This is a genomic window from Micromonospora sp. NPDC049891, from assembly GCF_040660295.1.
In the GTDB taxonomy this organism is placed as follows: domain Bacteria; phylum Actinomycetota; class Actinomycetes; order Mycobacteriales; family Micromonosporaceae; genus Micromonospora.
Map to the genome: position 1 here is coordinate 35,436 of NZ_JBFAML010000009.1, position 25,570 is coordinate 61,005.

The 25,570-nt window shown below is 71.3% G+C and carries 22 protein-coding genes and 1 pseudogene; 10 read left to right on the forward strand and 13 right to left on the reverse strand.

Going from position 1 to position 25,570, the window contains the following annotated elements; genetic code table 11:
• Nucleotides 1–68: 68 nt before the first annotated feature.
• The 4 genes and pseudogenes from AB0I71_RS13910 to AB0I71_RS13925 all read left to right on the forward strand — a co-directional run bounded on the left by AB0I71_RS13910 (nucleotide 69) and on the right by AB0I71_RS13925 (nucleotide 3,622).
• A complete protein-coding gene (locus AB0I71_RS13910; RefSeq protein WP_357584366.1) occupies nucleotides 69–1,124 on the forward strand; it encodes a hypothetical protein in 1,056 nt (351 codons plus the stop codon).
• Nucleotides 1,121–1,576: an ABA4-like family protein gene (locus tag AB0I71_RS13915; RefSeq protein ID WP_357584368.1), complete on the forward strand. Its 456-nt coding sequence runs from the start codon at nucleotides 1,121–1,123 to the stop codon at nucleotides 1,574–1,576. The genes AB0I71_RS13910 and AB0I71_RS13915 overlap by 4 nt, the downstream gene beginning before the upstream one ends.
• A gap of 4 nt (nucleotides 1,577–1,580) precedes the next feature.
• Nucleotides 1,581–2,732, forward strand: a pseudogene (locus tag AB0I71_RS13920) (histidine kinase); the annotation flags it as partial.
• 263 nt (nucleotides 2,733–2,995) lie between these two features.
• Nucleotides 2,996–3,622 carry a response regulator transcription factor gene (locus AB0I71_RS13925; RefSeq protein ID WP_357584370.1) on the forward strand — a complete coding sequence of 209 codons (627 nt, stop codon included), beginning with the start codon at nucleotides 2,996–2,998 and terminating at the stop codon, nucleotides 3,620–3,622.
• 33 nt (nucleotides 3,623–3,655) lie between these two features.
• Here AB0I71_RS13925 and AB0I71_RS13930 read toward each other — a convergent pair whose 3' ends face one another.
• Nucleotides 3,656–3,958, reverse strand: coding sequence for a MoaD/ThiS family protein (locus AB0I71_RS13930; RefSeq protein ID WP_357584372.1), 303 nt, complete (start codon nucleotides 3,956–3,958; stop codon nucleotides 3,656–3,658).
• A complete protein-coding gene (locus AB0I71_RS13935) occupies nucleotides 3,955–5,070 on the reverse strand; it encodes an exo-alpha-sialidase (protein WP_357584374.1) in 1,116 nt (371 codons plus the stop codon). Before AB0I71_RS13935 ends, AB0I71_RS13930 begins: the two co-directional genes overlap by 4 nt.
• 242 nt (nucleotides 5,071–5,312) lie before the next feature.
• Here AB0I71_RS13935 and AB0I71_RS13940 point away from each other — a divergent pair, with 242 nt between their 5' ends.
• The gene (locus AB0I71_RS13940) at nucleotides 5,313–5,738 is read left to right on the forward strand and encodes a hypothetical protein (RefSeq protein WP_357584376.1); all 426 of its coding nucleotides are present in this window, start codon (nucleotides 5,313–5,315) and stop codon (nucleotides 5,736–5,738) included.
• A 12-nt stretch (nucleotides 5,739–5,750) separates the two neighbouring features.
• Entirely contained in the window at nucleotides 5,751–8,414 is a 2,664-nt protein-coding gene (locus tag AB0I71_RS13945; protein ID WP_357584378.1) for an alpha-amylase family glycosyl hydrolase, read from the forward strand.
• 69 nt (nucleotides 8,415–8,483) lie between these two features.
• Here AB0I71_RS13945 and AB0I71_RS13950 read toward each other — a convergent pair whose 3' ends face one another.
• The 6 genes from AB0I71_RS13950 to AB0I71_RS13975 all read right to left on the reverse strand — a co-directional run bounded on the left by AB0I71_RS13950 (nucleotide 8,484) and on the right by AB0I71_RS13975 (nucleotide 15,948).
• Nucleotides 8,484–8,990, reverse strand: coding sequence for a hypothetical protein (locus AB0I71_RS13950; RefSeq protein ID WP_357584380.1), 507 nt, complete (start codon nucleotides 8,988–8,990; stop codon nucleotides 8,484–8,486).
• Nucleotides 8,980–10,782, reverse strand: a complete 1,803-nt coding sequence (locus AB0I71_RS13955; protein ID WP_357584382.1) for a RyR domain-containing protein — start codon at nucleotides 10,780–10,782, stop codon at nucleotides 8,980–8,982. Before AB0I71_RS13955 ends, AB0I71_RS13950 begins: the two co-directional genes overlap by 11 nt.
• A 193-nt stretch (nucleotides 10,783–10,975) precedes the next feature.
• A complete protein-coding gene (locus tag AB0I71_RS13960; protein WP_357584384.1) occupies nucleotides 10,976–12,589 on the reverse strand; it encodes a flavin monoamine oxidase family protein in 1,614 nt (537 codons plus the stop codon).
• 126 nt (nucleotides 12,590–12,715) lie between these two features.
• On the reverse strand, nucleotides 12,716–14,260 hold the full coding sequence (locus AB0I71_RS13965; protein ID WP_357584386.1) for an arabinofuranosidase catalytic domain-containing protein: 1,545 nt from the start codon (nucleotides 14,258–14,260) through the stop codon (nucleotides 12,716–12,718).
• Between the two features lie 128 nt (nucleotides 14,261–14,388).
• A complete protein-coding gene (locus AB0I71_RS13970) occupies nucleotides 14,389–15,507 on the reverse strand; it encodes an erythromycin esterase family protein (protein WP_357584388.1) in 1,119 nt (372 codons plus the stop codon).
• 51 nt (nucleotides 15,508–15,558) lie between these two features.
• On the reverse strand, nucleotides 15,559–15,948 hold the full coding sequence (locus tag AB0I71_RS13975) for a MerR family transcriptional regulator (RefSeq protein WP_357584390.1): 390 nt from the start codon (nucleotides 15,946–15,948) through the stop codon (nucleotides 15,559–15,561).
• A 64-nt stretch (nucleotides 15,949–16,012) separates the two neighbouring features.
• Between AB0I71_RS13975 and AB0I71_RS13980 the strand changes: the two genes are divergently transcribed.
• Complete coding sequence (locus AB0I71_RS13980; protein WP_357584392.1) at nucleotides 16,013–16,654, forward strand: NAD(P)H-dependent oxidoreductase; 642 nt, start codon at nucleotides 16,013–16,015, stop codon at nucleotides 16,652–16,654.
• 39 nt (nucleotides 16,655–16,693) lie between these two features.
• Here AB0I71_RS13980 and AB0I71_RS13985 read toward each other — a convergent pair whose 3' ends face one another.
• The gene (locus AB0I71_RS13985) at nucleotides 16,694–17,596 is read right to left on the reverse strand and encodes a LysR family transcriptional regulator (RefSeq protein WP_357584394.1); all 903 of its coding nucleotides are present in this window, start codon (nucleotides 17,594–17,596) and stop codon (nucleotides 16,694–16,696) included.
• 79 nt (nucleotides 17,597–17,675) lie between these two features.
• On the opposite strand from AB0I71_RS13985, the gene AB0I71_RS13990 reads away from it, so the two are divergent.
• The gene (locus AB0I71_RS13990) at nucleotides 17,676–18,599 is read left to right on the forward strand and encodes an EamA family transporter (RefSeq protein WP_357584396.1); all 924 of its coding nucleotides are present in this window, start codon (nucleotides 17,676–17,678) and stop codon (nucleotides 18,597–18,599) included.
• A complete protein-coding gene (locus AB0I71_RS13995; RefSeq protein ID WP_357584398.1) occupies nucleotides 18,596–19,222 on the forward strand; it encodes an NAD(P)H-binding protein in 627 nt (208 codons plus the stop codon). Before AB0I71_RS13990 ends, AB0I71_RS13995 begins: the two co-directional genes overlap by 4 nt.
• A 5-nt stretch (nucleotides 19,223–19,227) precedes the next feature.
• On the opposite strand, the gene AB0I71_RS14000 is transcribed toward AB0I71_RS13995, so the two are convergent.
• Nucleotides 19,228–20,514, reverse strand: coding sequence for a serpin family protein (locus AB0I71_RS14000; protein ID WP_357584400.1), 1,287 nt, complete (start codon nucleotides 20,512–20,514; stop codon nucleotides 19,228–19,230).
• Between the two features lie 141 nt (nucleotides 20,515–20,655).
• Between AB0I71_RS14000 and aroA the strand changes: the two genes are divergently transcribed.
• Nucleotides 20,656–21,903, forward strand: coding sequence for a 3-phosphoshikimate 1-carboxyvinyltransferase (gene aroA, locus AB0I71_RS14005; RefSeq protein ID WP_357584402.1), 1,248 nt, complete (start codon nucleotides 20,656–20,658; stop codon nucleotides 21,901–21,903).
• A gap of 108 nt (nucleotides 21,904–22,011) precedes the next feature.
• On the opposite strand, the gene AB0I71_RS14010 is transcribed toward aroA, so the two are convergent.
• From AB0I71_RS14010 to AB0I71_RS14020, 3 genes are all read right to left on the reverse strand, one after another.
• Nucleotides 22,012–23,103 carry a hypothetical protein gene (locus AB0I71_RS14010; protein ID WP_357584404.1) on the reverse strand — a complete coding sequence of 364 codons (1,092 nt, stop codon included), beginning with the start codon at nucleotides 23,101–23,103 and terminating at the stop codon, nucleotides 22,012–22,014.
• 32 nt (nucleotides 23,104–23,135) lie between these two features.
• The gene (locus AB0I71_RS14015) at nucleotides 23,136–24,251 is read right to left on the reverse strand and encodes an SPFH domain-containing protein (protein WP_357584406.1); all 1,116 of its coding nucleotides are present in this window, start codon (nucleotides 24,249–24,251) and stop codon (nucleotides 23,136–23,138) included.
• Nucleotides 24,252–24,457: 206 nt separating this feature from the next.
• Entirely contained in the window at nucleotides 24,458–25,540 is a 1,083-nt protein-coding gene (locus AB0I71_RS14020) for a hypothetical protein (RefSeq protein ID WP_357584408.1), read from the reverse strand.
• Nucleotides 25,541–25,570 lie beyond the last annotated feature (30 nt).

The following is a 25,570-nucleotide window of genomic DNA, read 5'->3' on the forward strand; positions in this document are numbered from 1 at the left end:
CCCAACGGCCGCGGTCGGGACCCGCGGTCGGGCGACGGCCGCCCGTACACCCAGCAGCATCTACAGACATGACTGACAACCTGTCGCGGCGGGCGTACCGGCACCGCCCCCTGATGGTCTTCGTCTCGGCGATGGCGGTGCTCGCCGTCGTCTGCGCGGTCGGCATCGTCGCCGACCAGCGGGTCCTGACCGGCGCGCCGATCTGGCTCAAGCCGTTCAAGTTCTCGGTGTCCTTCGTGCTGTACGGCGGCACCCTGGCCTGGCTGCTCTCCCTGCTGCATCGCCGCAGCCGGATCGCGGAGTGGGCGGTCACCGTCGTGGTCGCCATGGGTGTGGTGGAGATGAGCATCATCGTCGGCCAGGTGCTCCGCGGCACCACCAGCCACTACAACGAGACGACCCCGTTCAACGCCGTGCTGTGGCAGCTGATGGGTGCGGCGATCATGGTGCTCTTCGTCGCGCACGTCGTCATCGGCGTCGCGGTGCTGCGGCAGCCGGTCGCCGGCCGGGCCGGCCGGTACGCGATCGGGCTCGGGCTCGCGCTGGCCGCGCTCGGCATGCTGGTGGCGATACCGATGACGCTGCCGGATCAGGCTCCGGTGATGGAGGGCATCGCCGGGGCGCACAGTGTGGGGGTGCCGGACGGTGGGCCGGGGCTACCGCTCGTCGGCTGGAGCACGACCGGCGGTGACCTGCGGATCGGGCACTTCGTCGGGCTGCACGGGATGCAGGTGCTGCCGATCCTGGCGCTGCTGCTGAGCCGGTTCGCGGGTGGCCGGCTGGACGAGCGTACCCGGGCGCGGCTGCTGCTCGTGGTGGGCGTCGGCTACGGTGCCGCGACCATCCTGCTGACCTGGCAGGCCCTGCGTGGGCAGCCGCTGCTGCGCCCGGACACGCTCACCCTGGCCGCCGTCGCGGGGCTGGCGGTCGTGACCGTCGCCGCTGCCGGCGGTGTGCTGGCAGGACGTCGGGTTCCGACGACCGGAGCCGGACACCTGGCGGCTCCGGGTGATCACCGGTCGGGCACGGGTGCACAGCGAGCGGCGGGCCCGGGGGTGGCGCGGTCAGCGGGACCAGACGGCGACCGGGTCGAGGGTGACTCGCGGGCCGAGGTGACCGCGTGAGCGCCACGTTGTTCACGCTGACCTTCGCGGTGGCGGCACCCTTCTGGGCGCTGATGATCCTGCTGCCGAACTGGACGGTGACCCACCGGATCATCCGGTCACCGCTGATCGTGGCACCGGTCGTGGCGATCTACGCGATCCTGGTGGTCCCGGCGTTCGGGGAGGTCCTGCCGGCGGTGGTCTCCCCCACCCTCGACGGCGTACGGGAGTTGCTGGGCGGTGCCGACGGCGCGGCGGCGGCCTGGGCACACATGATCGCTTTCGACCTGTTCGTCGGCCGGTGGGCGTGGCTCGACAGCCGGGACCGGGCGATCCCGTCACTGGTGATGGCGCCGGTGCTGGTGCTGACGATCCTGCTGGGTCCGCTCGGCCTGGCCGCCTATCTGGGCGTGCGCACCAGATGGGCACGCCCGCCGGCCGCTTCTGGCCTCGACCCGCACCGCCTAGGCTGAGCCCGTGGCCTGGTTGGGACGGCTGTTCGACGCGCGCGACAGCCTTGCGCGGATGGTGCTGCTCGTCCTCTCCGGCCTGGGCTATCTCTTCTTCGGCGCCCCGGTCGCGCCGACGAACACCCAGTTGCTCCTCGCGGTGTTCGCCTTCGCGGTCGGGCTGGCGCTGCACCAGCGGCCACTTGTCAACCTGCTGGGGCAGGCCGCGCTGCTGGCGGTCGCGATCTGGTTGGTCGACGACTTCATGATCAATCAGGTGGGTGCCAGTTGGGCGCTGCTCGAACTGACAATGGCCGCCCGCCGGAGCCGGACCATCTGGCTGGCGGCGGGGCTGTTGGCCATCGTCGACCTGACCGACTCGATCGGCGATCCGCTGCCGCGCCTGCTCTCCGGTGTGTTCGGGCTGCTGCCGGAGGTCGGCGTACCGCTGCTGCTCGGGCTGGTCATCCGCACCACCCGGGAACTCGGACAGCAGTCGCGGCGGCGGGCCGAGGAGGAACAACGGCGGCGTGAGTCGGAGAGCCGCGCCGCACGGGCCGACGAACGTGGCGCCATCGCCCGGGAGCTGCATGACGTGGTCGCGCACCACGTGGCGTCGATGGTGCTGCGGGTCGGGGTGGCCCGGCACGTGCTGACCGACCTGGATCCCCGGGTGGGTGCGGTCTTCGACGACGTGCACGGCACCGGCAGCGCGGCCCTCGCCGACCTGCGCCGGCTGGTCGCGGTGCTGCGCGACCCCGACGGCGTACGCGGCGACGCCGCGCTGACCGCGATCGAACCGTCGGCGCTGCCGGCCGCGCTCGGCGCCGCTGTGGACCGGGCCCGCCAGGCCGGTGTCACAGTGGTCGCCGACATCGACCCGGCGGTCGGCACCCTCGACGCGGTACGCGGCCTGGCGGTGCTGCGGCTCAGCCAGGAGGCGCTGACGAACGTGGCCAAGCACGCCGGTGCCGCCGCTGTGGCACGCCTGTCGGTGAGCGTTGTCGACGGTGCCGTCCACTGGGAGGTGGCCGACGACGGGCGTGGTTGGGTGCCCGCCACGGTGCCGGTCGGCGGCGGCCACGGCATCACCGGCATGCGCGAACGGGTCGAGGTCCTCGGCGGCCAGCTGACCGCCGGACCGACCGGCACGGGGTGGCGGGTGGCCACCGTGCTGCCCGCCGGTAACCAGGTGGCCGGGACAGCCGCCTCGGCACCGTCGGCAGGTGTTCCAGCCACGCCGTCGGCCTTGGACGCACCGGCCGGGGTACCTGATGCCACGCCGCCGACCGGGATGCCTGACGCCGCGCCGTCGACCGGGATGCCTGATGCCACGCCGCTGGCCGGGGTGCCCGATGCCACCGCGCCGACCGGGGTGCCTGACGCCGCGCCGTCGACCGGGGTGGACGAGACCCGCGCCGAACCGCGTGCGACGGAGCGCGCATGATCCGGGTGCTGCTCGTCGACGACCAGCATCTCATCCGGGCCGGCCTGCGCATGCTCTGCGAGGCCCAGCCGGACATCGAGGTCGTCGGCGAGGCCGACAACGGCCGCGACGCGATCACCCTCGCCGCGCGGCTGGTGCCCGACGTCGTGGTGATGGACCTGCGCATGCCGGGCATGGACGGCATCTCCGCGACCAGCCGGATCCTGGCCGACCGTCCCGCCGCCCGCGTCCTGGTGCTCACCACGTTCGGCGATGACGACCATCTCTACCCGGCGTTGACCGCCGGTGCCTGTGGTTTCCTGCTCAAGGACGCACCGCCGACGGATCTGCTGGACGGGGTGCGCCGGGCCGCGACGGGCGACAGTCCGTTCAGCCAGGAGGTGCTGCGCCGGCTGGTGCAGCGCGCCGTGCAGGCCCGCACCGGGACGCCGGCGCCGGTGACCGGGCTGACCACCCGGGAGCAGCAGGTGCTGGACCTGGTCGCCGACGGGCTGTCCAACGGCGAGATCGCCGAGCGGCTGCACATCGGCGTCACCACCGTCAAATCCCACATCACCAGCCTGATGACCAAGACGGGCAGCCCCAACCGGGTACGCCTGGCGCTGTTCGCCCGCGGCCTCTGAACCCCGACCTCTGCACCGCGGCCACCGTCCGCGCTATCCCCCGGCCATCGCGCCGAGGACGATGAACGGCTCCTCGCCGGCGACGACCCGCTCGGGCAGGGGCGTGTCGGGTGGACTGTTGGACAGGTCCTCCTCGCAGGCGTAGAAGCGGACGAAGGCGCGGCGCTTGCCGCTGTGCCGGTCGCGGATGGTGCCGAGCAGCATCGGGTACCGCGCCTCGATGGCGTCGAGCACCAGGCGCTGGGTGGCCGGCCCGGGGCCGGCCACCTCGACACGCACCTCACCGGTCACCCCGGCGAGGGTCTTCAGGTGAGCCGGGAGGACGACCCGGATCACGGCAGCACCTGAACTTCCACGGAGAGCACGGGCGGCAGGTCCCGGACGATCGGCGCCCAGCTGTCGCCGCCGTCGGCGGAGCGGTAGACCTGGCCACCGGTGGTGCCGAAGTAGATGCCGCAGGGGTCGAGCGTGTCGACGGCCATCGCGTCGCGCAGGATGTTCACGTAGCAGTCTGACTGCGGCAGCCCCTCGGTCAGCGGCTCCCACTCGTCGCCGCCGGTGCGGCTGCGGTAGACGCGCAGCTTGCCCTCCGGCGGGTAGTGCTCGGAGTCGCTCTTGATCGGCACCACGTAGATGGTCTCCGGCTCGTGGGCGTGCACCGCGATCGGGAAGCCGAAGTCCGACGGCAGGTTGCCGCTGACCTCACGCCAGTTCGCCCCGGCGTCGTCACTGCGCATGACGTCCCAGTGCTTCTGCATGAACAGGGTGTCGGGCCGCGACGGGTGCTGGGTGATGTGGTGCACGCAGTGGCCGACCTCGGAGTCCTGGTCGGGAATCTCCCCCGACCGCAGCCCCTTGTTGATCGGCAGCCAGCTGGTGCCGCCGTCGTCGCTGCGGAACGCGCCGGCCGCCGAGATGGCGGTGTAGATCCGACCCGGGTGGACCGGGTCCAGGATGATCGTGTGCAGGCAGAGGCCGCCCGCTCCGGGTTGCCAGGACGGCCCGCTCGGGTGGGTGCGCAGGGCGGTCAGCTCCGTCCACTTGCCGCCGCCGTCGTTCGACACGTAGAGCGCCGCGTCCTCCGCGCCCGCGTAGACGGTGTCCGGGTCGTCGCGGGACGGTTCGAGGTGCCAGATGCGCTTGAACTCCCACGGACGCGGCGTTCCGTCGTACCAGAGGTGGTCGCCGACGTCGCCGGCGTAGGCGAAGTCGTTGTCGACAGTGGTCCAGGTGCGGCCGCCGTCGTCCGAGCGCTGGATCAGCTGACCGAACCAGCCGCCGGACTGGGAGGCGTAGAGCCGGTCCGGGTCGGCCGGCGACCCGGTGAGGTGGTACATCTCCCAGCCCCCGAAGTGCGGCCCGTCGACATTCCAGCTGTCGCGTCTGCCGTCGGAGGTCAGGATGAACGCACCCTTGCGCGTCCCCACCAGTACGCGTACACCACTCATCTGCGCGTCCTCTCGTCTTCGTCGGGCCGGCGGGCGGTCTCCGCGTCCGTCCCACCGGGCAGGTATCGGTCCTGGTCGGTCTACTCCCTGGGTACGACGAATTGGCATCAGCGGAACGGACAGCACCGGCCGCCGGTCGGCATTCGCCCGGGTTCTGTCGGATGCCCGTCACACGCGGCCCTGACCCGCATCCGGCCGTGGAGGCCCTTGCACGGTGTAGTGACACCGACCACGATGGGATCATGATCGATGGATTGATCTTGCGGGTGGGGTCGGACGAGCCGGTCAGCGACGAGGAGCTGGCCGAGCAGGCACGCCATCTCAAGGAACACCTGAACCAGCTCTCCGGGGTCGAGGCGAGCGAGCTGACCGCCCAGGCCGCTCCGGGTACCCGGGACACCGCGAGCTACATCTTCGGCGTACTGGCCCTCGCCGTGTTCACCGTGCCGACGGTGAAGCGGGCGGCGGCGGACATCCGGCACCTGGCCGAGGTCATCAAGCGCTATCAGGACCGCAACAAGGGCAAGCGGCTGCGGATGACCCTCCCCGACGGCACCGAGATCGACATCCGGGACGTGTCGGAGAAGACCCTGGCCGAGCTGATCAAGTCGGTGTCGGTGCCCCGGCAGGGTACGGCGGCAGTGCCCGAGAAGGTCGACGGTGACTGACCCGGCGGGTTCATGGTGAAGCGGGCGCTGCTGGTCGGGGTGGGCAGCTACGCCAACGAGGCGCTGCCCACCCTCGACTCCCCCGCCAGCGACCTGAAGGACTGGGCCCGGCTGCTGCGGGATCCGGCGCTCGGGGCCTTCGACGACGTACGCGATCTCCTGGACGCCGACTCGTACCGCCTCCAGCTCGCCCTCTACGACTTCCTGACAAGCGCCGATCCGCACGATTTCCTGCTCGTCTACTACTCCGGCCACGGGCGGCTGCACCACGATCACCGGCTCTATCTCACCGCCACCGACACCGACCCCGAGCGGCTCCCACCGACCTCGGTACCCACCGACGAGTTCCGGCACTGGGTCGACGAGTGCCGAGCCGGCGAACTGGTGCTGATCCTCGACTGCTGCCACGCGGGCGCCTTCGGCGATCTCAAGCAGCGCGGGGACCGCAGTCGCATCGTCGTGGTCTCCGCCGGGGCCACCGAGCTGGCCCACGAGGGTGACGGCCACAAGCAGCACGCGCTGCCGTCGGCGTTCTCCGGTCCGTTCCTGGAAGGGCTGCGCACCGGCGGCGCCGACCGGGACGGCAACGGGATCATCAGCGTGCGGGAGGCGTTCGAGTACGCGGCCGTGCGGATGGTCGACCGGGAGCGCCGACAGACGCCTCAGATGCGTGCCGCCGGCGTCGGGGATCTCATCCTCAGCAACGCGCCGCGCCGGCCCGAGCTGATCCCGGAGGAGCTGCTGGCGCTCACCCGCAGCCGGCTCGCGGCGGCCCGGGTGCTGGCCGTGGACGAGCTGAGCAACTGGGCGTACGGCCACCAGCGCAGCCGGGAACAGCTGGTCGCCGCCTTCGAGACGCTGGAGACCCTGGAACGGGATCCGGCGGAGCGGGTGGCCGAGCGCGCCCGCCAGGCCCTGTCGGGCCGGCTGCGGCTCACCCGGGCCGAGGTCGCCGAGGATCCCGAGCCACCGGAGCCGCCGGGCGAGCCGGGCTGGGCGGCCGGCAGCACCTTCTACGAGGTCAACGTCCGGTTCTTCTACGACTCAGACGGGGACGGCCACGGTGACCTGCGGGGTGTCACCGAGAAGCTGGACTATCTGCGCCGGCTCGGCGTCGACTGCCTGCTGCTCAACCCGATCATGGCGGCCCCGACGCCGGGGGACGATCGGGCGGCCGCCGACTTCGAGGCGATCGACGAGGGGCTCGGCGCGCCGTCGCACCTGTTGGAGCTGCTCAGCCTCGCCCACCGGCAGGGGTTGCGGGTGGTGCTGGACCTGGTCCTCAACCACACGAGCGACACGCACGCGTGGTTCCAGGCCTCCCGCGACGACCCGGCCGGACCGTACGGGGACTTCTACGTCTGGAGTGACAGCGGTGACGACTACGCCGAGGCCGACGACCCGCTCGGCAGTCACGGCGCGGGGTGGACCTACGACAGTCGACGCCGCCAGTACTACTGGCACCGCTACGGCCGAGCAGAGCCGGACCTGAACTACGACGCGCCCGAGGTGCGCGCGGCGATGCGCGACGTGATGGCCTTCTGGCTCCGCCAGGGCGTCGACGGGCTGCGCCTGCTCACCGTCCCGTACCTGTTCGAGCGCAGCGGCACCTCCAGCAAGGGGCTGGACGAGACCCACGGCTACCTACGCGAGCTGCGGTCCTGGTTGGACGCGACGTACCCGGACCGGATCCTGATCGCCTGGAGCGAGGACTGGCCGGAGGGGGCCGGCTCCTACTTCGGCACCGTCGAACACCCCGAGTGCCACCTGGTGATGTACGCCTCGCTGATGCCGAGCCTGCTGCTGGCCATGCGGCGGGAGGCACACCGGCCGGTGTCCCGGGTGCTGGCGCAGATGGGCGAGCAACCGGCCGACCGGCACTGGGCGGTGTTCCTGCGCAACGGTGACGAGATGTCGCTGGGTCTGCTGCACGAGCGGGAACGCGACGACCTGCTGCACGCGTACGCGCCGCTGGCCCGGATGCGGGGTGCGACAGGCATTCGGCGCCGCACGGCGACCCTGCTCAACGACGACCGGGGGCAGCTGGAACTCGCCTTCGCCCTGCTGCTGTCGATGCCCGGCGTGCCGGTGCTGTACTACGGCGACGAGATCGGCATGGGTGAGAACCTGGCGTTGCCGGGCCACCTGGCGTTCAACACGCCGATGCAGTGGGCCCCGGACCGCAACGGTGGCTTCTCGGTGGCGCAGCCGGAGAACCTGCCGGCACCCCCGATCCACGAGTCGATCTACGGCTACATGGCGGTGAACGTGGAGAATCAGCTCCGCTCGCGTTCGTCGCTGCTGCACGTGGTCGAGAAGCTGATCGAGACCCGGCACGCCTGGCCGGCGTTCTCCCGGCCCGGCTGCCGGATCGTCCGCTCCACGAATCCGGCCGTGCTGGCGTTCCTGCGCGGTGAACCCGGCGAGGAGGTGCTCTGCCTGTTCAACTTCTCCCGCTACCCGCAGACCACGACCCTGGCCCTGACCTCGCACGTCGGCCGCCGGCCACGCGAGCTGATGGGCGGTGCCGAGTTCCCGCGCGTACCGGATTCGGGCGAGTACGACCTCGGCGTCGCCGGGCACGGCGTCTTCTGGCTCTCCGTGGCCACGGGCCGCGCGACGGACACCACGGCGGCGGGCGGCAACCCCGCCGAGGGTCATGTCACCGCGACATGACGATGTCTGCGTGACATACCGTTCGAGAAGGTCACTGCCCCGCCAGCGTGGGCGGCGACCGCCCGGGGCTCATCCCGCCGCGGACCGCCGCGCCTCGGCCGGCCAGATGATCGTGGTGGGGATGCCCCGCTCACGGGCCCAGCCGACGGTCCGGTCGGTCGACGCGTCGTGGCAGCCCGGCTCGCCGTCCCAGACCGCCAGCAGCCGCCGCACCCGCAGCAGCAGCTGGCGGTTGGCGGCCACGTAGGCGGCGGTGCCGGAGGTGCGGTGGCCGGTGTGGATCACCTCGGTCGCCCGTGCGAGCAACTCGTCGAAGGCGGCCCGGCGCGCCGGGGCGATCGTGTCCCGGTAGTCGGGGGCCGGCAGGATCACCTCGTACGTGCCACCGCCGTCCAGGACCGCGCGGGCGAAGATCTGGTCGGTGCCGGCCGCCAGGCAGGTGACACCGTGCACCGGCCGGTCGCTGATCCGGCGCAGCTCGACGCCGATGGCCTCGGCGACCAGCCGCTCGGTGGCCGGGGTCAGGTTGATGTGCCCGGTGACCCCGACGCGGACCGGTCCGCGATCAGGCAGCATCGGCCGCTCCCTCCCGCTGCGCGGGTACCGCGGGACTCAACCGGATCAACTCGAACCCGCTGTCGGACAGCACGTCGGGCAAGGCCCGGATCTCCTCCCGGTTCTGTTCCTGCACGGCCGGGGGCAACTCGTCCCACGGCCGCAGCGCGGGATGCCGCCGTCGGACCTCGTCGCGCGGCTCACCGTACGTCCAGCCGTCGGAGCGCCGCTCCCGGCACCACCGTTCGTGTTCGAGCCGGGCCAGTTGTTCCACCCGGTCGTCGATGGCCCGGCCGGCGGCCGAGGCGTCACCGGCACCGCCGTGCCGGGGCGCCACCACGCAGCCCAGGTTCAGCAGTTTGGCGGCGATGTCCTGGACATGGCTGCGGTTGGCGCGGCGCAGCGACTCCGGCAGCCGGGACCAGGGCACCATGGCGGGCGCGTCACCGAGGCGTACCCCGGCCCGCTGCTGGGCGTGCAGGTACCGGACGTGGATCTGCTGGGCGAGCCGTTCGGTGAGGTCCTCGGCGATCAGCCGGGCATCGCAGGCCTGCGTCAGCACCGGGTACAACCGCAGCTTGCCGTGCACCTCGTCGAGCAGGTCGTGGCGGGCGTCGCCGTGGAACGCGGCGGCGAGGGCCGCCTGCCGGTAGACCGGCACGAAGACGATGCTGCGCGCGCCGCGCCACAGCGCGGGGGTGTCCAGGGCGAAGTGCAGGCCGCTGACCTCGTCGGTGGCGCAGATGTAGATCCGGTCGTAGCTGCCGGGGGCGAACTGGTCCAGCCCGATCAGCCCGTCGATGTTCCGGTCGTACCCGGCCAGCCGGCAGACGTCGTTCAGGAACGGGTAGCGGGAACTGGCCAGGGCGAGTTCGGCGCGGGCGTCCGGTGCCACCAGGTCCACCCGCAGCCGACGGTCGGGCCCGCCCTGATCGGCCTGGTGTGCCCGCCAGTGCCGGGCGGTCTCCACCAGCAGGGCCCGACGAAAGCTGCCGTCACCGGCGATGAGGACGGTCGTCGGCCGGTCCGGGGCCGACGGCAGCGGATGGTGCCGGTGCAGCGCCCGGGCCGCGATGTCGTCGACGTGGAAGTAATCCAACCGCAGCCGGCTGGACCCGGCGGCACCGAGCCGCCGGGCCTGCAACGACAGGCACATCTCCGGGTCGTGCACCTGCACGTAGACCCGGGGCGGGTGCCGCCGGTCCTGGATCAGCCGGTTGGCGGTGTTGGCGATCGCGTGGTTGCGGTCGTCGTCGTCGGTGCAGGCGTAGACGGTGTGTGCCCGGGGCAGGCCGGCACCCCGCAACACCTCCTCGTTCGTCGGATCGCCGACCACACCGAGGTAGCGGCGTCGGCGGTACTCCAGGGGACCGAACGGTTCGGAGCGTACGACGACCACCCGGTCGCCGTCGGCGAACAGCCGGTCGGCGAGCATGTGGGCGAACTGCGAGTCGCCACAGACGACGGCGTGGCCACTGGCCCGCCGGGCCCGCCGTCGCCGGATCTCCGCAGCCAGCAGCAGCCGACCGGCCTCGGCCACCGCCAGCAGGGTGAACAGTGGAGCCATGAACCGGGCGACCTGCAACTGCCACGGGTAGGGGCCGGGTTCCTCGAAGAGTTCGGCGCTGAGGAAGAACAGTTGCAGGTCGTAGTAGAGGATGTCGTACCGGTCCGCGATGGCCTCGGGCCGTACCTGGGACAGGCGTTCCAGGCCGACGTAGCCGAGCACCGAGGCGACCAGGCCGATCACCCCGAAGACGACCCGCAGCCACCACGCGGCGGGACGGGCCGCACCGGGGGCCGGCTGGGTCATCGCAGGGCTGCCTCGACCCGCCGATGACCCGGGCTCGGCCCGGGCCGTCGACGACCAGGCCCGCCCCGCCAGCGGATTACGACCATGCGGGCCATGCTATTGGACACAGTCGATCACCAAGGCCCGCGACGTGCCCGTCGGTCGGGCACTTTTCGCAGGTGACGCCGTTTCGTCGGGGTCGGGCTGTCGGGGTTCAGCTGGACATGACCCGGGCGTGCAGGTCGGTGACGACCTTGCGGGCGGACTCGAACGCCCCGGCCTGCCAGGCGATGTAGTGGCTGAGGTGGTCACCGGCGAAGTAGACCCGGCCGTCCGGCTCCAGCAGCCGGCCGTACTGCCCGCTGGTGCGCGACGGCCACGACACCCAGCCGCCCTCGGAGTAGCGGGTGCGGTCCCAGGCCACCGAGAACGAGGTCTCCAGCTCCGTCCGGTACGCCTCGCCGTGGATCTGCACGCCCTGGGCGACGGCGCGGGCCTCCCGCTCGGCGGGCGTCAGCGCCGCGTACGCCTGGGCGTTGGCACCGAAGTTGTAGTAGCCGACCACCACACCCTTCGCCCCGTGGTAGCCGTAGGAGGGGTACCAGATGGTGGCGAGGTCCAGGTTGGTGTTGGTGATGCCGGAGTAGATGTTCTCGTCCTGCTCCCACCACCGTCGCCGGTACTGCAGGCCGATCTTGCCGGTGGCGTTCGGAACCGCGTAGGCCAACGCGTCCCGGACCGGTTGGGTGAGATTGGACGGGATCTTGGCCAGCACCTGCGGTGGGATGGTGCAGACGCAGAAGTCGGCGGTGGCGGTACGCGTCCGACCACCCGGCCCGTCGTAGACCACTGTGACACCGGAGCCGGTGTTGGAGATGGACCGCACCTGCGCGCCGTAGGTGACGAGGCGGCGACCCACCGCCGCTTCGAGGGCGTACGCGATGCGGTCCATCCCACCGACCGGCTGGAACATCAGCATCGCCTGGTCGTAGCCGAACTCGAAGGAGATGTAGCGGCCGACGCCGCTGGCCAGGACGTCCGTCAGTGGGTACGGGGTGAGTTTGGGGGTGCCCGCCTCGAAGCCGGCGCCCGGCTCCACCAGGTAGCCGCGTCGGTTGGTGCCCGCGTACCGCCAGCTGGCCGCCGGGTCGTCGGCCACCCGGCCGCCGATCGCGCCGAAACCGCGCAGGAACTCCAGCAGCCGTTCCTTGTCCTCACCGGTCAGGTAGGTGTCGAGGGCACCCTGGTCGGTGGCCTTGGCGAGCAGTTCGGAAACATACCCGTAGACGTCCGCCTTGGCCTCGCGGTGCCGGATCGGGCGGCCGGAGAGCGCCCCGGCGTTCTCGTTGACGTAGTAGGCGTCGGCGTTCTGGTTGCCGAAGATCTCGATCGGCACGCCGAGTTCCCGGCAGTAGTCGAGGGTCACCATGTGCTGGGCGATGCGGGCCGGGCCGGCGTTGAGGTACTGACCGTCGGCGAAGCGGGCCCGCTGGGTGCGTCCGTCCAGGTCGGTCTCGGTGGTGCCGCCCCGCACCGTCCAGTTGCGCCCGCCGGGCCGGTCACGTGCCTCCAGCAGCCGCACCCGGTAGCCCGCCTTGCCCAGCTCGTACGCGGTGGCCAGGCCGGCGATGCCGGCCCCGAGCACAAGTACGGACTTCGCCGACCGGCCGGTGAGCGTGAAGTCGGACCGGGTGGGCGCCTGGAACGGTGGTGCCGCCTGCGCGGCGGGCGCCAGGCCGAGGGCGCCCATCGTCCCGTAGAGCACGCCCGCGCCGCCGGACACCCCGACGGCCTGGAGGAACTGTCGCCGTGTCGTCGGTATCGTCACCGCCACCTCCCGCACAAGATCGATGTCCGACGATCTCAACGGAGGGTTTCACCGACGCATCCCTCTTGTTACGCGTCGATCACCGGCCCGGTGCGGCCGGTGATCGACGCGAGCCGTCGGAGACCGTCAGCGGTAGCCGGCGGCGACGATGTTGGCGTGCACGGCGTTCTCGGTGGCGTCGGAGGGATAGCCGGCGACCATGGCGCCCTCGTAGAAGGTGCCGGCGCTGAGGTTGGCTCCGCCGTCGGGTTTGCAGCAGTCCCCACCGCTGCCGAGGACGATCGCGCCCTGCTTCTTCATCGGGCTGTAACCGGGCGGCAGGGGTCCCTCGTAGAGCGTGTAGAGGCTGCCGGACTGGGCGTTGCTGCCCTTGATGGCGAAGCGGGTGGTGCCGTTGTTCTTCAGGGTGGCGGTGACGAACTTGTGCGGGAAGGAGCGCTGGTTCGGGTTCCAGGACTGGCTGCCGCCGGGGAACAGGCCCCACTCCAGGTCCGCCTGCACCCACGGGCCGGTTCCGGAGCAGCCGCCGAACCAGCACTGGGTGCTGAAGTTGATCGCGTCCATCGCGCCGGCCGCGTCGGCCTTGCGGGTCGTCTCGCTGTTGCCGTAGTCGAAGCAGCAGCCGTTGTTGACGTGGGTGCCACTTGTCACCATGTACATGCCCTCGGGTGCGCTGCCGGTCGGCACGCCGGTCAGGTGGCCGTCGCGCCAGTAGCTGTTGCCCGGGTTGATGTACAGCGAGTACGCCTTGCCACCCCCGACGGTCAGCGACTCGGTGGTGGCGATCGCCGGCCGGCTCTGCGGCGAGCCGGGGACGACCGTGGAGCCCTGGTACCACAGGTCGTTGCCCCGGCCGGACTGGTCGTAGATCACGGTGATCACGCACTGGGTGCCGGCGCAGAACGAGTCCTGCGTGGCCGCGTTGGCGGTGCCGCCGGTGGTCAACAGGCCGATGTCCCGGGTCGTGTTGTCCGACGAGCGTCGCACCTGGTAGAGGTTGCCCCGGTACGCGGCGTACAGCGCCCGGGTCGTGCTGTGGGCCGCCACGCACGCCGTACCGCCGGCCGCGTAGATGTCACAGGGCAGCGAGCCGGCCGGCGGGGTGGGCGGCGGGCTCGTCGGCGGGGGTGCCGGCGAGGTCCACTGCTGGTTGGCACCACCGTGGCAGGACCAGAGGATGATCTTCGTGCCGTTGCCGGCGCCGGCGTTGTTGGCGTCCAGGCAGAGCCCGGACTGCACGCCGGTGATGGTGCCGTTGGCGTTGACGTTCCACTGCTGGTTGGTGCCGCCGTGGCAGTCCCAGATGATCACCTGGGTGCCGTTGCTGGTGCCGGCGCCGTTGGCGTCCAGGCACTTGGTGCCGTACACCTGGAGTTGCCTTCCGGCGGTGTAGGTCCAGGTCTGGTGGTTGGCGCCGGTGCAGTCCCACAGCTGGGTCTGGATGCCGTTCGTGGTGCTCGCGTTCGGTACCTCCAGGCATCGTCCCGACGCCACGCCGGTGATCACGGCGCGCTGACCCGGGACGATGGCCTCGGCGGTCACCGCGCCCGGCGCGGCGACCGCGACCTGGACCTGCGGGGCGAGGAAGGCCCCGCCCACCAGGATGAGAGCTGACGCGCCGATGGCCGCCAGCCGTCGGGGACGAGGACGGCGACCTCTCGAAACGATCATGATGGTTCCTCCGGAGGTGGTGGTGGAGGGCTGGTGCGACTTCCGGAAGCATAGAGGAACTTAAACATAATTTGTATGACGTCCGACGATCCTCGTGAGACTCACGTAGCCCCGGCCGCCGGCGCGCTCTACTGCGGCAACGGGTGGATCGGGGTGATGGCGGGGATGAAGGCGATCACGTCGAAGCTGCCGACGAGTGAGGGCAGTTCGTAGTAGTGGTCCTCGTCGTGGTCGGCCTGGTAGAGACCCGAGATCAGCCGGGTCCGCCACGGCTGGTCGAGCCGGTCCGCGAGGTCTGCGGGGGCGGCGGAGCGCAGCTCGATGATCCGTTCACCGGAGCCGTGCAGCAGCACCGCCTCCAGTGACGACGGGACGGGGCGCGGGATGTCCGTCGCGGGGATCCGGCCGTGGCCGAAGGTGAGGTGGACGGCCGCGTAGCCCTCCCCCAGGGCCGCCCTGAGGTGTGCGCCCATCATCGTGTCGCCGTGCGCCGCGACGTGGGCGCTGCCCTCCCAGAACACGACCCGGTCGCCGGTACCCCGCTGATGGTCGAGGATCCGTTCGGCCGCCGCACGCTCCTCCGCTGCCGCGTCGTATCCGGCGCCGAGGGCGTGCGCGTGGAAGTCGACGATGCCCTCGATCAGCCGCAGTGCCTCGTCGCGCCCCGGACCGTCGTCAACCTGGGCGGCCAGGTCGCGGGCGGTGCGGGCGAGTTCGACGAAGGGCACGCCCGGGTGGGCGCCGCGCAGGCGTTGCACGTGCTCACCGTTGTCGTGGGCGGTACGGATGACGTCGAAGATCTCGCCGACCCGCGCTGCGGTCGCCGGTTCCGACGGGGCGAGCAGCGCCACGACCCGGTCGTAGTCGGTCGGCAGCGTGTGGCGCCCGTTGACGGCGATCACGCGTACCCGATCGTCGGGGTGACGCTCGTTGTGCCGGCGCAGCCGGACCAGCGCGTCGCGCATCTCGGTCGTACGCCACGGACCCCACGCCTGGCTGAGCGCCGCGTCCAGGTCGACGTCCTCGCCCCGGACGTACCTGTCGTATAGGTCGCCGACCCGCTGGTTGTCCAGCAGCGCGACGACCCGGAAGCCGCGCCGGATCAGCGCGTACGTGGTCTCCTCGACCAGGCGGAAGGTCTCGGTGGCCTCACGGGTGCTGGTGCCGAGGCCGACGATGGTGGCCGTCTCGACGAGGGCGGCAAGCGTCTGGGCGGAGGACGGGGTCGGGGTTCGGAGATCTCTCATGCCCCCGACGATCGGGGTTCAACATATGTTGAAGTCAAGTCCGCGGAGGCGTCACCGTGCCGGATCGTCCCGCCCGATCTCGCACAACCGGCCGCCCGACTCCATCGCGGCGAGCTGCGCCTTGAGGTTGCGTACCCGCTCCTCTACCTCGGTCACCAGCCGACGGGCGACATCCGCCCACTCGTCGGGCGTCGGATCGGCCGACAGGTCGGCGAAGAGGGCGGCGATCTCGCGGACACTCAGACCGGCCCGCTGGGCGAGTTTGGCGACCTGGATCCGGCACGCGGCGGATTCGTCGAAGCGACGTTGGTTGCCGGCAGTGCGTACCGCGTTGATCACCCCGTGGGTCTCGTAGAACCGCACGGCGGACGGAGCGACGCCGCTGTCGACGGCGACCTCACCGACGCTGAACGTCCGAGGGGAACCCGCAAGCAGTGTCATGGCGGCAGGATAGGCACGCGGGCGACTTGACTTCAACATATGTTGAACCTGCACGGTCTCGGACATGAGTATTTCGACCGACCAGCACAGCAGCTTGTCCCCCGCCGCCGGCCTACGGGTAGCCGTGATCTCGGGCAGCGTCCGCAAGGACCGGATGGGGCCGTCGATCGCCCGCTGGGTCGCCGCCGCCCTGGACCCCGCTGCCACAGCTCCCGCCCTGGACCCCGCGCCCGCCCTGGACCCCGCTCCGGTCGACCTGATCGACGTGGCCCAGGTGGAGCTGCCCGACGACAGCCTCCTCTATCCCGGCGGCGGGCCGAAGAGCGAGGTCGCCGACCGGATAGCCGCAGCCGACGCGTTCGTGTTCGTCACGCCGGAGTACAACCACAGCTACCCCGCCTCGCTGAAACGCCTGATCGACTGGCACTACGGCGAGTGGCGTCTCAAGCCGGCGACAATCGTGGCCTACGGCGTCCACGGTGGGTACGCGGCGATCGAACATCTGCGCGGCGTACTGGCCGAGCTCAGCGTGGTGACGACCCGCCGGGTGCTGGGTCTGCGGGTGCCGTGGACCGCCCTGGACGACCAGGGCCGCTACACACCGGAGGCGGAGCTGTCCCGTGGCCTGACCGCGAGCCTGGCCGAGCTGCGCTGGTGGGCGGAGGTGCTGGCCGACGCACGTCGGGACCGCCCCCTCACGACCTGAATGTCGAGTCGGCACCCGGTCACGGCGACGCGAGCCGACTTAGCTGTCACCACCACTCCCGCCGTCGTCGACTGAGACGTCCAGCTCGGTGAGGAACGCCGTCGCCGCCGGGGTCAGCGTGGTCCGGTTCCAGATGAGGTGCTCGATCCGGGCCGGGGCGTCCCGCACGGGAATGGTGACCACACCCGGCAGGTGGGGTGCGTAGTTCGACGGCAGCAGGGCGATGCCGAGCTGCCGGCGGACGAGCCGGGTCATCATGGCGTCGACGGTGCTCACCTCGAAGGCGACCTCGCGGTGCACTCCGGCGGCGGCGAACGCCTGGTCCGACTGGGCCCGCCCCGCCGTACCCGCCGGCAGGTCCACGAACGCCTCGGTGGCCAGTCGGGCCAGGTCGACCTCGGTCTGGCCGGCGAGCGGATGTTCCGGCGCGACCACGGCCACCAACCGGTCGTACGCCAACCGCCTGGCGGTGACCCCTTCGGGCCGGGCGGTCACCGGAAGCCCGAGAAAGCCGATGTCGACAGCGCCCTCCTTGACCTGGTCGATGAGCTGTTCGCTGCCGGCGACACGCAACCGGATGCGGACGTGCGGATACCGCTGGTGGAAGGCGTCGAGCGCGGCCGGGATGTCGACAGCCGCGACGGTCGGGATCATGCCGACGGTGAGTCGTCCCCGGATCTCGCCGACCGCCGAGGCGACCTCGGCGGCGGCCCGCTCGGCCGCGTCCAGGCACTGACGGGCCGCCGGGAGGAACGCCTCACCCGCCGGGGTCATCCGCACCCGGCGGCTCGTCCGGTCGAAGAGGCGGGCGCCCAGCTCCCGTTCCAGGCGGGCGATCTGATGGCTGAGCGCGGACTGGACGACCAGACAGCGCTCGGCGGCACGGGTGAAGTTCCGCGTCTCGGCGACGGCCACGACGTACCGCAGCTGTTGAAGCTCCATCCATCAATCGTGAATCACGATGGATGGGCTGACAAGGATGTGTTGGACTCATGAATGCGGAGCGCCGATCCTGAATCGCGTGACGAACCTGGTGCCACCTCCGACCGCCGGTCGCCTCGCCGCCACCGCCACCACCGCCTTCGCGCCTGCCGTGTGGGGCACGACGTACGTGGTCACCACCGAGCTGCTGCCGGCCGGCCATCCGCTCTTCGCGGGGCTGATCCGGGCACTGCCGGCGGGCCTGGCCGCACTGGCGATCGGCCGGACGCTGCCGCGCGGCACGTGGTGGCTCAAGGCGGCGGTGCTCGGCGTACTCAACATCGGTGTGTTCCTGCCACTGCTGTTCGTCGCCGCCGAGCGGCTTCCCGGAGGGGTGGCCGCCACGCTCGGCGCGGTGCAACCACTGGCCGTGGCGATCCTGGCCGTCACCCTGCTGCACCAGCGCCCGTCGGCCTGGAGCTTCGCCTGGGGAATCGTCGGCGTCGCCGGGGTCGGGCTGCTGGTCATCGGCCCCGACGCGGCCTTCGACGCGGTCGGGCTGCTGGCCGGATTCGGCGGCGCCGGTGCCATGGCAGTCGGGATTACCCTCACGAAACGCTGGGGACGCCCCGAGGGCGTGGGACCCACGGCGTTCGCCGGCTGGCAACTCGCGGCCGGCGGTCTGTTCCTGCTGCCGGTGACGTTGCTGTTCGAGGGGACGCCGCCCACCGTCGACGCCAGCGCCGCGCTCGGCTACCTCTGGCTCGGCCTGCCCGGCGGCCTGCTCGCCTACATCCTGTGGTTCCGCGGCATCGCCACGCTCCCCGTCACCTCCGTCGCGGTGCTCACCCTGCTCTCGCCGATGGTGGCGGCCCTGCTGGGTGCGGTGCTGCTCGACGAGTTGCTCACCCCGATCCAGGTGGCCGGCTTCGCGCTCTCCCTCGCCGCGATCGTCGCCGGCCAGGTCAGCCCCACGCGGGCCAGAACCACAAGCAAACTCACCAAGGAAAGGATCAACCGATGAGGATCACCGTGGTCGGAGCCACCGGTATGGTCGGCTCGCGCGTCGTCCGCGAAGCCCTCGATCGAGGACACGACGTCACAGCCATCTTCCGAAGCCGACGACCGGCCGCCCTACCGCCCGAGGTGATCGCCGCCAGAGGCGACGCCGCGGATGCCGACCTGATGAAGAGCCTGTTCACCGACGCCGACACGGTCGTGGGCGCCACCCGCCCCGCGCCGGGCGCGGAGAGCACCGTCACCGCGACCACCCTCGCCCTGCTCGACGCCGCCGCCGCAACCGGGATCCGCATCCTGCTGGTCGGCGGTTCCGCACCGCTGCGGAGTCCGTCCGGTGGGCTGGTGCTCGACGATCCCCGGTACGTGCCTTCAGCGGTACGCGACATCGCCGCCGCGAGCGCCGCTCAACTTGACGTCTGCCGGACCCATCCCGCCGACTGGGTCTATCTCAGCCCACCCGCTCTCCTCGAACCCGGGGTGCGTACCGGCGGATACCGACGCGGCGGGGCCACCCTCGTGGTGGCCCCGGACGGCTCGTCCCGGATCTCGGCGGAGGACCTCGCCGTCGCCGTCGTCGACGAGGTGGAGCGGCCCGGCGGGGGCCGCCACTTCACCGTGGGTTACTGAGCAGGTCAGCCGGTGACCAGCGGGTCGTGGACCCGGCCGAGGAACAGCGGTACGCCGGTGACCCGGTCGTGGATGACGTACAGGAACGGCCGGTTCACGAAGAACTGCGGTCCCTGCGGGATCGACGGTGGCCGGATGATGACCGCCGACGCGGCTGCCGCCTCGACACCCTTCTCGTCCACCCCGATGAACGTCTCGTGCACCACGTCGTCGATGCACAGCGCCGGATCGGTGGTGCTCATGCCGGTGAAGTCGGCGTACTGCGTGAAGGCCGTGGGCATGCCGAGGTCACTCAGCGCGGTGCCCAGCTGGGCCGGCAGGCGGAACGTCCACCGGGGCATCCGCAGTTCAATGTCGGTGAACTGGAATCCGCTGAACAACGCGCTCAACCACGCCGCATCGAGGTTCGCCTCGACCGCGGCGAGGTTGTCCCGGGTCGGCATGACGATGGCCATGGCCAGCCCGTCGCCGGCGAGCGGCACGTCGACCGCCCGCCAACCGTCGCCCAGCAGATGCCCCATCCGGTCGAACGGGCCGCGCATCATCGGCACCTGGACGACGGTGCCGTCGTCCCGGGTGAACGATTCGTCCACGGTGGCCGACGCCCGGAAGGGGTAGTACCAGGCCGCCTTGAGGTAGGCCGTGTTGGTGAGCATCAAACTGGTGTCGGGGCGCACCGCGTCCGGGACCAACAGCTCCGGAATCTTCGCGTTGGTCCGATCGGACACCCAGGCGTTGATCTCCTGGCGGGCCGCTTCCGGCGCGCCACGGAAGTCCACCGGATGCGGGACGGCACCGTAATAGCCGGCCAGAGTGTCCTGGAACCCGGACCGCAGGCCCAGATCGAGGCGGGTCCACACGGCGTTGGCCGTGGTCACCCGGGGCTGCCGCACCCCGTCGCCATCCTGAAACCGCGCGGCAAGTGACTGGTCGACGGTGTTCAGACCGCTGTCGAGGGTGCCGGGTCGCGGATGCGGGGCGTGCAGCACGGCATCCATCTCGTCCGCGGTGGTCGAGCCGGCGCCCGCCCGGGCCATCGCCAGCGCCACTTGGACCGAGTACGGCGCACACACCACGTTGCCGCCCGCGTGGCTCGACGCGATCGTCCGATAGAGGTCGGCGGTGAAGCCGCGTACCGCCGACGCGGCGGCCTGCATCGTCGCCGGGTCGGGAGGTACGCGTCCCGGGACGGTCGAGGTGGACGACCCGTTGAGCCGGGCGTGACCAGGGGCGGCGGTGAGGGCGACGGCGGCGAGCGGTACCGCCCCCAGCAGAGATCGACGTGAGACCATGTCTCGACGGTAGGGCAGCTCCACGCGGACACGCCAGGCAAAGATGCGATTAAATCGAGCTGTGCCAATATTCTACGCGCCGTTTGTCCACCGCACTGATCCCGACGAGCGGCGGCTTGCACAGCCCTTAGGCTCGACGCTGTGACGACAACGAATATCCCGGGCTCGAAGTCCATCACCGCCCGCGCGCTGTTCCTCGCCGCCGCAGCGCACGGCACCTCGGTGCTGCGCCGGCCCCTGGTCTCTGACGACACGGCCGGATTTGCCGAAGGACTCGCTGCCCTCGGCTACGCGCTGAAGCGCGAGCCGGACAGATGGACGATCGAGGGTCGCGCGCACGGACCCGCCGTCGCAGAGGCCTCGGTCTTCTGCCGCGACGGCGCCACGACGGCGCGGTTCCTGCCGGTGCTGGCCGCCGCTGGCCACGGCGTCTACCACTTCGACGCGTCCGCCCAGATGCGCCGCCGCCCGCTCGGCCCGCTCACCGGGGCGCTGAGCGATCTCGGAGTCACAGTCGTTCATCAGGAGCGGGAGGGCCACCACCCGCTCACCATCCACGCCAACGGGATCAAGGGCGGGCACTTCACCCTGGACGCCGGACTGTCCTCCCAGTTCCTCACCGCTCTGCTACTTCTCGGTCCGCTCACCGCCAACGGACTCACCATCACCGTGACCGATCTCGTCTCCGCGCCGTACGTAGACATCACGGTGGCGATGATGGAACGTTTCGGAGTACGCGTGCACCGCGACGGCGACACCTTCACGGTGCCCGCGCACTCCTACACGGCCGCCGACTACGGGATCGAGCCAGACGCCTCCACGGCAAGCTACTTCCTTGCGGCGGCCGCGCTTACCGGGCGCAGCGTCACCGTCCCCGGGCTGGGCACAGGCAGCCTTCAGGGCGATCTGCGCTTCGTGCATGTGCTCGAGCGGATGGGCGCAAACGTCCTGCTGACCGAGGACCGCGTGACCGTGACCGGCGTCGCTGGTGGGCGGCTGGCCGGCGTCACGGTGAACATGCGCGACATCTCCGACACCGTTCCCACGCTCGCCGCCATCGCGCCGTTCGCCGACGGACCGGTCCGCATCGAGGACGTGTACAACATCCGGATCAAGGAATGCGACCGCCTCGAAGCCTGCGCCGAGAACCTGCGCGCGCTAGGGGTTCCCGTCGAGGTCGGGCGGGACTGGATCGAGATCCAACCGTCCCAGCCTCGCCCGACACGAATCGCGTGCCACGGCGATCACCGTATCGCCATGGCGTTCAGCATCACCGGCCTGCGCACCCCCGGCATCACCCTGGATGATCCCGGATGCGTCAAGAAGACCTTCCCGGGGTTCCACCAGGCACTGGCTGGCCTGCGTACCGCCTGGCAGCAGGACCGTTGACGCGGCCTTGGCCAGCACCGGGCGGGAAACGGCGCCGGGCCCTGGTCGACGCGGGAATCCCGGTCGGACGGCGGATCTGGTGGTTGATTTGGCCAGCGCGGGCGGAGCCTATCGACTCACCAGGTACGCCACCACGACCGCGGCGACCAACGCCACAATGGACAGCACCGCTAGCGTGATCTTGGCGGCGCTGTAGGGACGCTCGCCGATGACCTCGCCGGTGCGGGCGTTGACCAGGACCTGGTAGGACCTGCCCGCGTGCAGGTACGCGGCGATCCACACCGGCAGCAGCAACAGTTTGTAGGTCACCTCCGAGTAGCTGGTGTCCACGGAGGAGACCCGCTGCTCATCGCCGCCGATGTCGCGGCGGCAGTCCCGCTCGATGACCGACGACATCCGGTCCTTCGCTGTGGCCAGCCCCGCCTCGGGCTCGGTGTCGTAGCGCAGCGCGTGATACCCGGCCAGGAAGTCCCCGTGGTAGGCGACCGCTTCGGCCAGCGGCCACGGGGTCAGCCGGTCCAGTTGCACTGCCGGCAGGAACGTCGTGGCGGGCACCAGCACGTCGTCGAAGTCGCGGCGGACGGTACCGGCGGCCGAACGCCACCGGGTACGCCGCACCTGCCGGGTACGCGTCTCCTGCTGACCGTTCACCGTCTCCGTGTACGTCTCGGTGACGTAGTAGTGGTCACCGCGCTGGCCCCGGTAGTTCGACACGGTCCGCGCGTCGAACGTCCAGTGCGGCAGGTAGGTGCCCTGGAGCGTCTCCGTCTCGCTGACCTTCTTCAGGCTGTTCGGCGCGAACCAGCGGCTGCGGCACCAGCCGCCCAGCGCCGTGCGTACGCCCGCCCGGTCCACCGCGAACGGCAGCACCGCCTCCGGTGCGATCAGCTCGCCCGCCGCGTGTTCCGCCACCAGCGGGGTGGCACAGAACTGGCAGCGCTTCGCCAGGGCGTCACTGTCGGTCCGGGCGCCGCAGCCCGGACAGACGAAGGTGTACGCGCCGACGTTGGCCGCCGGCTTGCGTGGCAGCCGGGCCAGCTCGGCGTACGCGTGCTCGCGCACCTGGCGGCCGGCGCCGGCGATCTCCTGCCGGTGCCCGCAGTACGGGCAGTGCAGCGCCGCCGTGCCCGGCGCGTGCTCCACCCGGGCGCCGCAACCCCCGCACTGGTAGGACGACGGAGAGACAGCCGTCTCGCTCACTTGGTGCCGCTCCTGATCTCGCGGGTTGCCGGTCACTGCGGTGGCAGCGGCGGCGGGACGCTGGCCAGCACCGACGCCAGCTCCGGCAGTTGCCCGGCCGGCTGCCACTGCGCCAGGCCCGCCCGCCAGACCAACGTGTCCGGGCCGAGGGTGCCCGCACCCACCTGCTCGGCCAGCCCACCGAGGTCGAACGGGCCCTGCCGCTGCCCGGCGACGCCGATGAACCACTGCGTCTGGTTCGGCAGCGGCGGCGGCTCGGCGCCGCCCGGCTGCTGCGGCGGCGTCCCCGCCTCGCCCGACATGGCCCTGGCCATCTGCTGGCCCATGGCCATGCCCATGCCCAGCCCGACGCCGGCGCCCGCCTCACCACCCGGGTTCTTCGCCGCCTCCTCCAACGCGGTGGCCGCCTGGTAGCGGGTGAACCGGTCGAGGTCGCCTACGGCGCCCATGCCGGTCCGCTTGTCCAGCGCCCGCTCCACCTCGGGCGGCACGGAGATGTTCTCGATGACGAACGTCGGGATCGCGATGCCGAGTTCGGCCAGCTCCTCGGTCAGCGCGGCGGCCAGCCGCCGGCCGATCGCGTCCTGGTGCGCCGCCAGGTCCAGCAGTGGCACCCCCGCCGCGGCCAACGCGCCGCCGAGCCGCCCCACGATGACCTGACGCAGGTATTCCTGTACCTCCTCGGTGCGGAACTGCGGATCCGTGCCGACCAGCTCCCGCAGCAGCTTCTGCGCGTCCACCACCCGCGCCGCGTACGCGCCGAACGCCCGGAGCCGGACCACGCCGAACTCGGCGTCCCGCAGGATCACCGGGTTCTGGGTGCCCCACTTCATCTCGGTGAACTGGCGGGTGTTGACGAAGTACACCTCGGCCTTGAACGGCGAGTTGAAGCCGTACTTCCAGCCCTTGAGGGTGGACAGGACGGGCAGGTTGCGGGTCTCCAGCGGGTACGTGCCGGGCGGGAAGGCGTCGGCGATCTGCCCCTCGTTGACGAACACCGCCGTCTGAGATTCGCGGACGACCAATTTGGCGCCCATCTTGATCTCGTTCTGGTGTCGGGGAAAGCGCCAGACGATCGTGTCCCGGCTGTCGTCCAGCCATTCCACGATGTCGACCAGTTCGCCCCGGAGCTTGTCGAACAGGCTCACCGCCGTCCCTCCCCCTCGCTGCCGAGATCATCGGTGTGGCGGCGACCATAGCAACCACGCGCCACCCGGGCTCTAGATCGAGATGCTTCCGCCCGCAGGTGCGGTGATCGAATCGGCCCACGCACCCAGGGCATCCGACCGATCGGGCGCTACGGCTGGGTCCCTACCTGGCGCCTGCGCGCAGGCAGGGACCCTTCTCGACGCGCTCAGCCGTCGGCGCTGAACCGGGTGCGTCGGCGGCGGGCGACCAGCAGCAGCGCCGCGCCGGCGCCGACGACCAGCGCACCCGTTGCGCCCAGCACTGCAACCGAGGCGCCGGTGACCGGCAGCCCGCCGCCACCGCCTCCGCCTCCGGGACCACCGTCGCCAGGATCGCCGGTGGCGCCGTCAGTGGAGGTCGCGGACGGCGACGGCGACGGCGACGGGCAGAGTTCCTCGGCGAGGGTGTGCCGGACCAGTTCGAGGCCGAGATCGGGATTCCGCACCATCACCAGCGCGCCAGGCTCGGCCGGCACCGTGAAGACGTCCCGGTCGCTGGCCCGGATCACCCGGTCCATGACCGCCACCCCGTCGACCGTGACCTGTACCCGGACGGCACCCTCGGCCCGGCTGGTCACCTCGATCCGCGCCCCGTCGCAGGAGTCCGTCACGTTCACCGTCACCGCATCCGGGCCGCAGCCTGCCGGCGCGCGGTAGGTTCCGGCGAACCAGGTCACCATGTCGGCACCGGTCCCGCCGCTGGCCAGCAGATAGTTGTCGCCGTCGGTGAGCCGTAGCACCACGGTGATCGCGCCGGGTGCCACCGGGGCCAGTTCCCCGGGGGTGGGACTGACCGGTGAGAGCACCCGCAGCCCGGTAACCGGTTCGCTGCCGGCGTTGGCCAGCCGGAGTTCGACGCCGTAGCACTCGGTCTGGGCGGTCACGGTCAACTGAGCGGCACCGGTGCAGTCCTCCGGTGCACGGAACACCAGATCCTGGTCGGGCAGCCCGTCCCGACGTACCACGAAGACGTCCCCGTCGACCGCGCCGTACCGGCGGCCGCCGCGATCCCTCATCTCGAACCGGTCGATGACCACGTCGTTGCGACGGATGGTGGTCTGCCAGCTCTCGGTGCCCCCGATGGTGCCGGTGTCCCAGGAGAGCGCGGCCACACCGCAGGAGGCAGCCAGGATGACCCGGGGCGGGTCGGCCTGGGCCGGCGCCGGGGCGCCGAGGACGAGGACACCGGCTGCGAGGACACCTGCGACGGGCAGGGCGAGCAGTCGGCGGAGAAGCACGGAATCGCGCATCGACGGGGCAACCTTCTGGACGGAGAACCG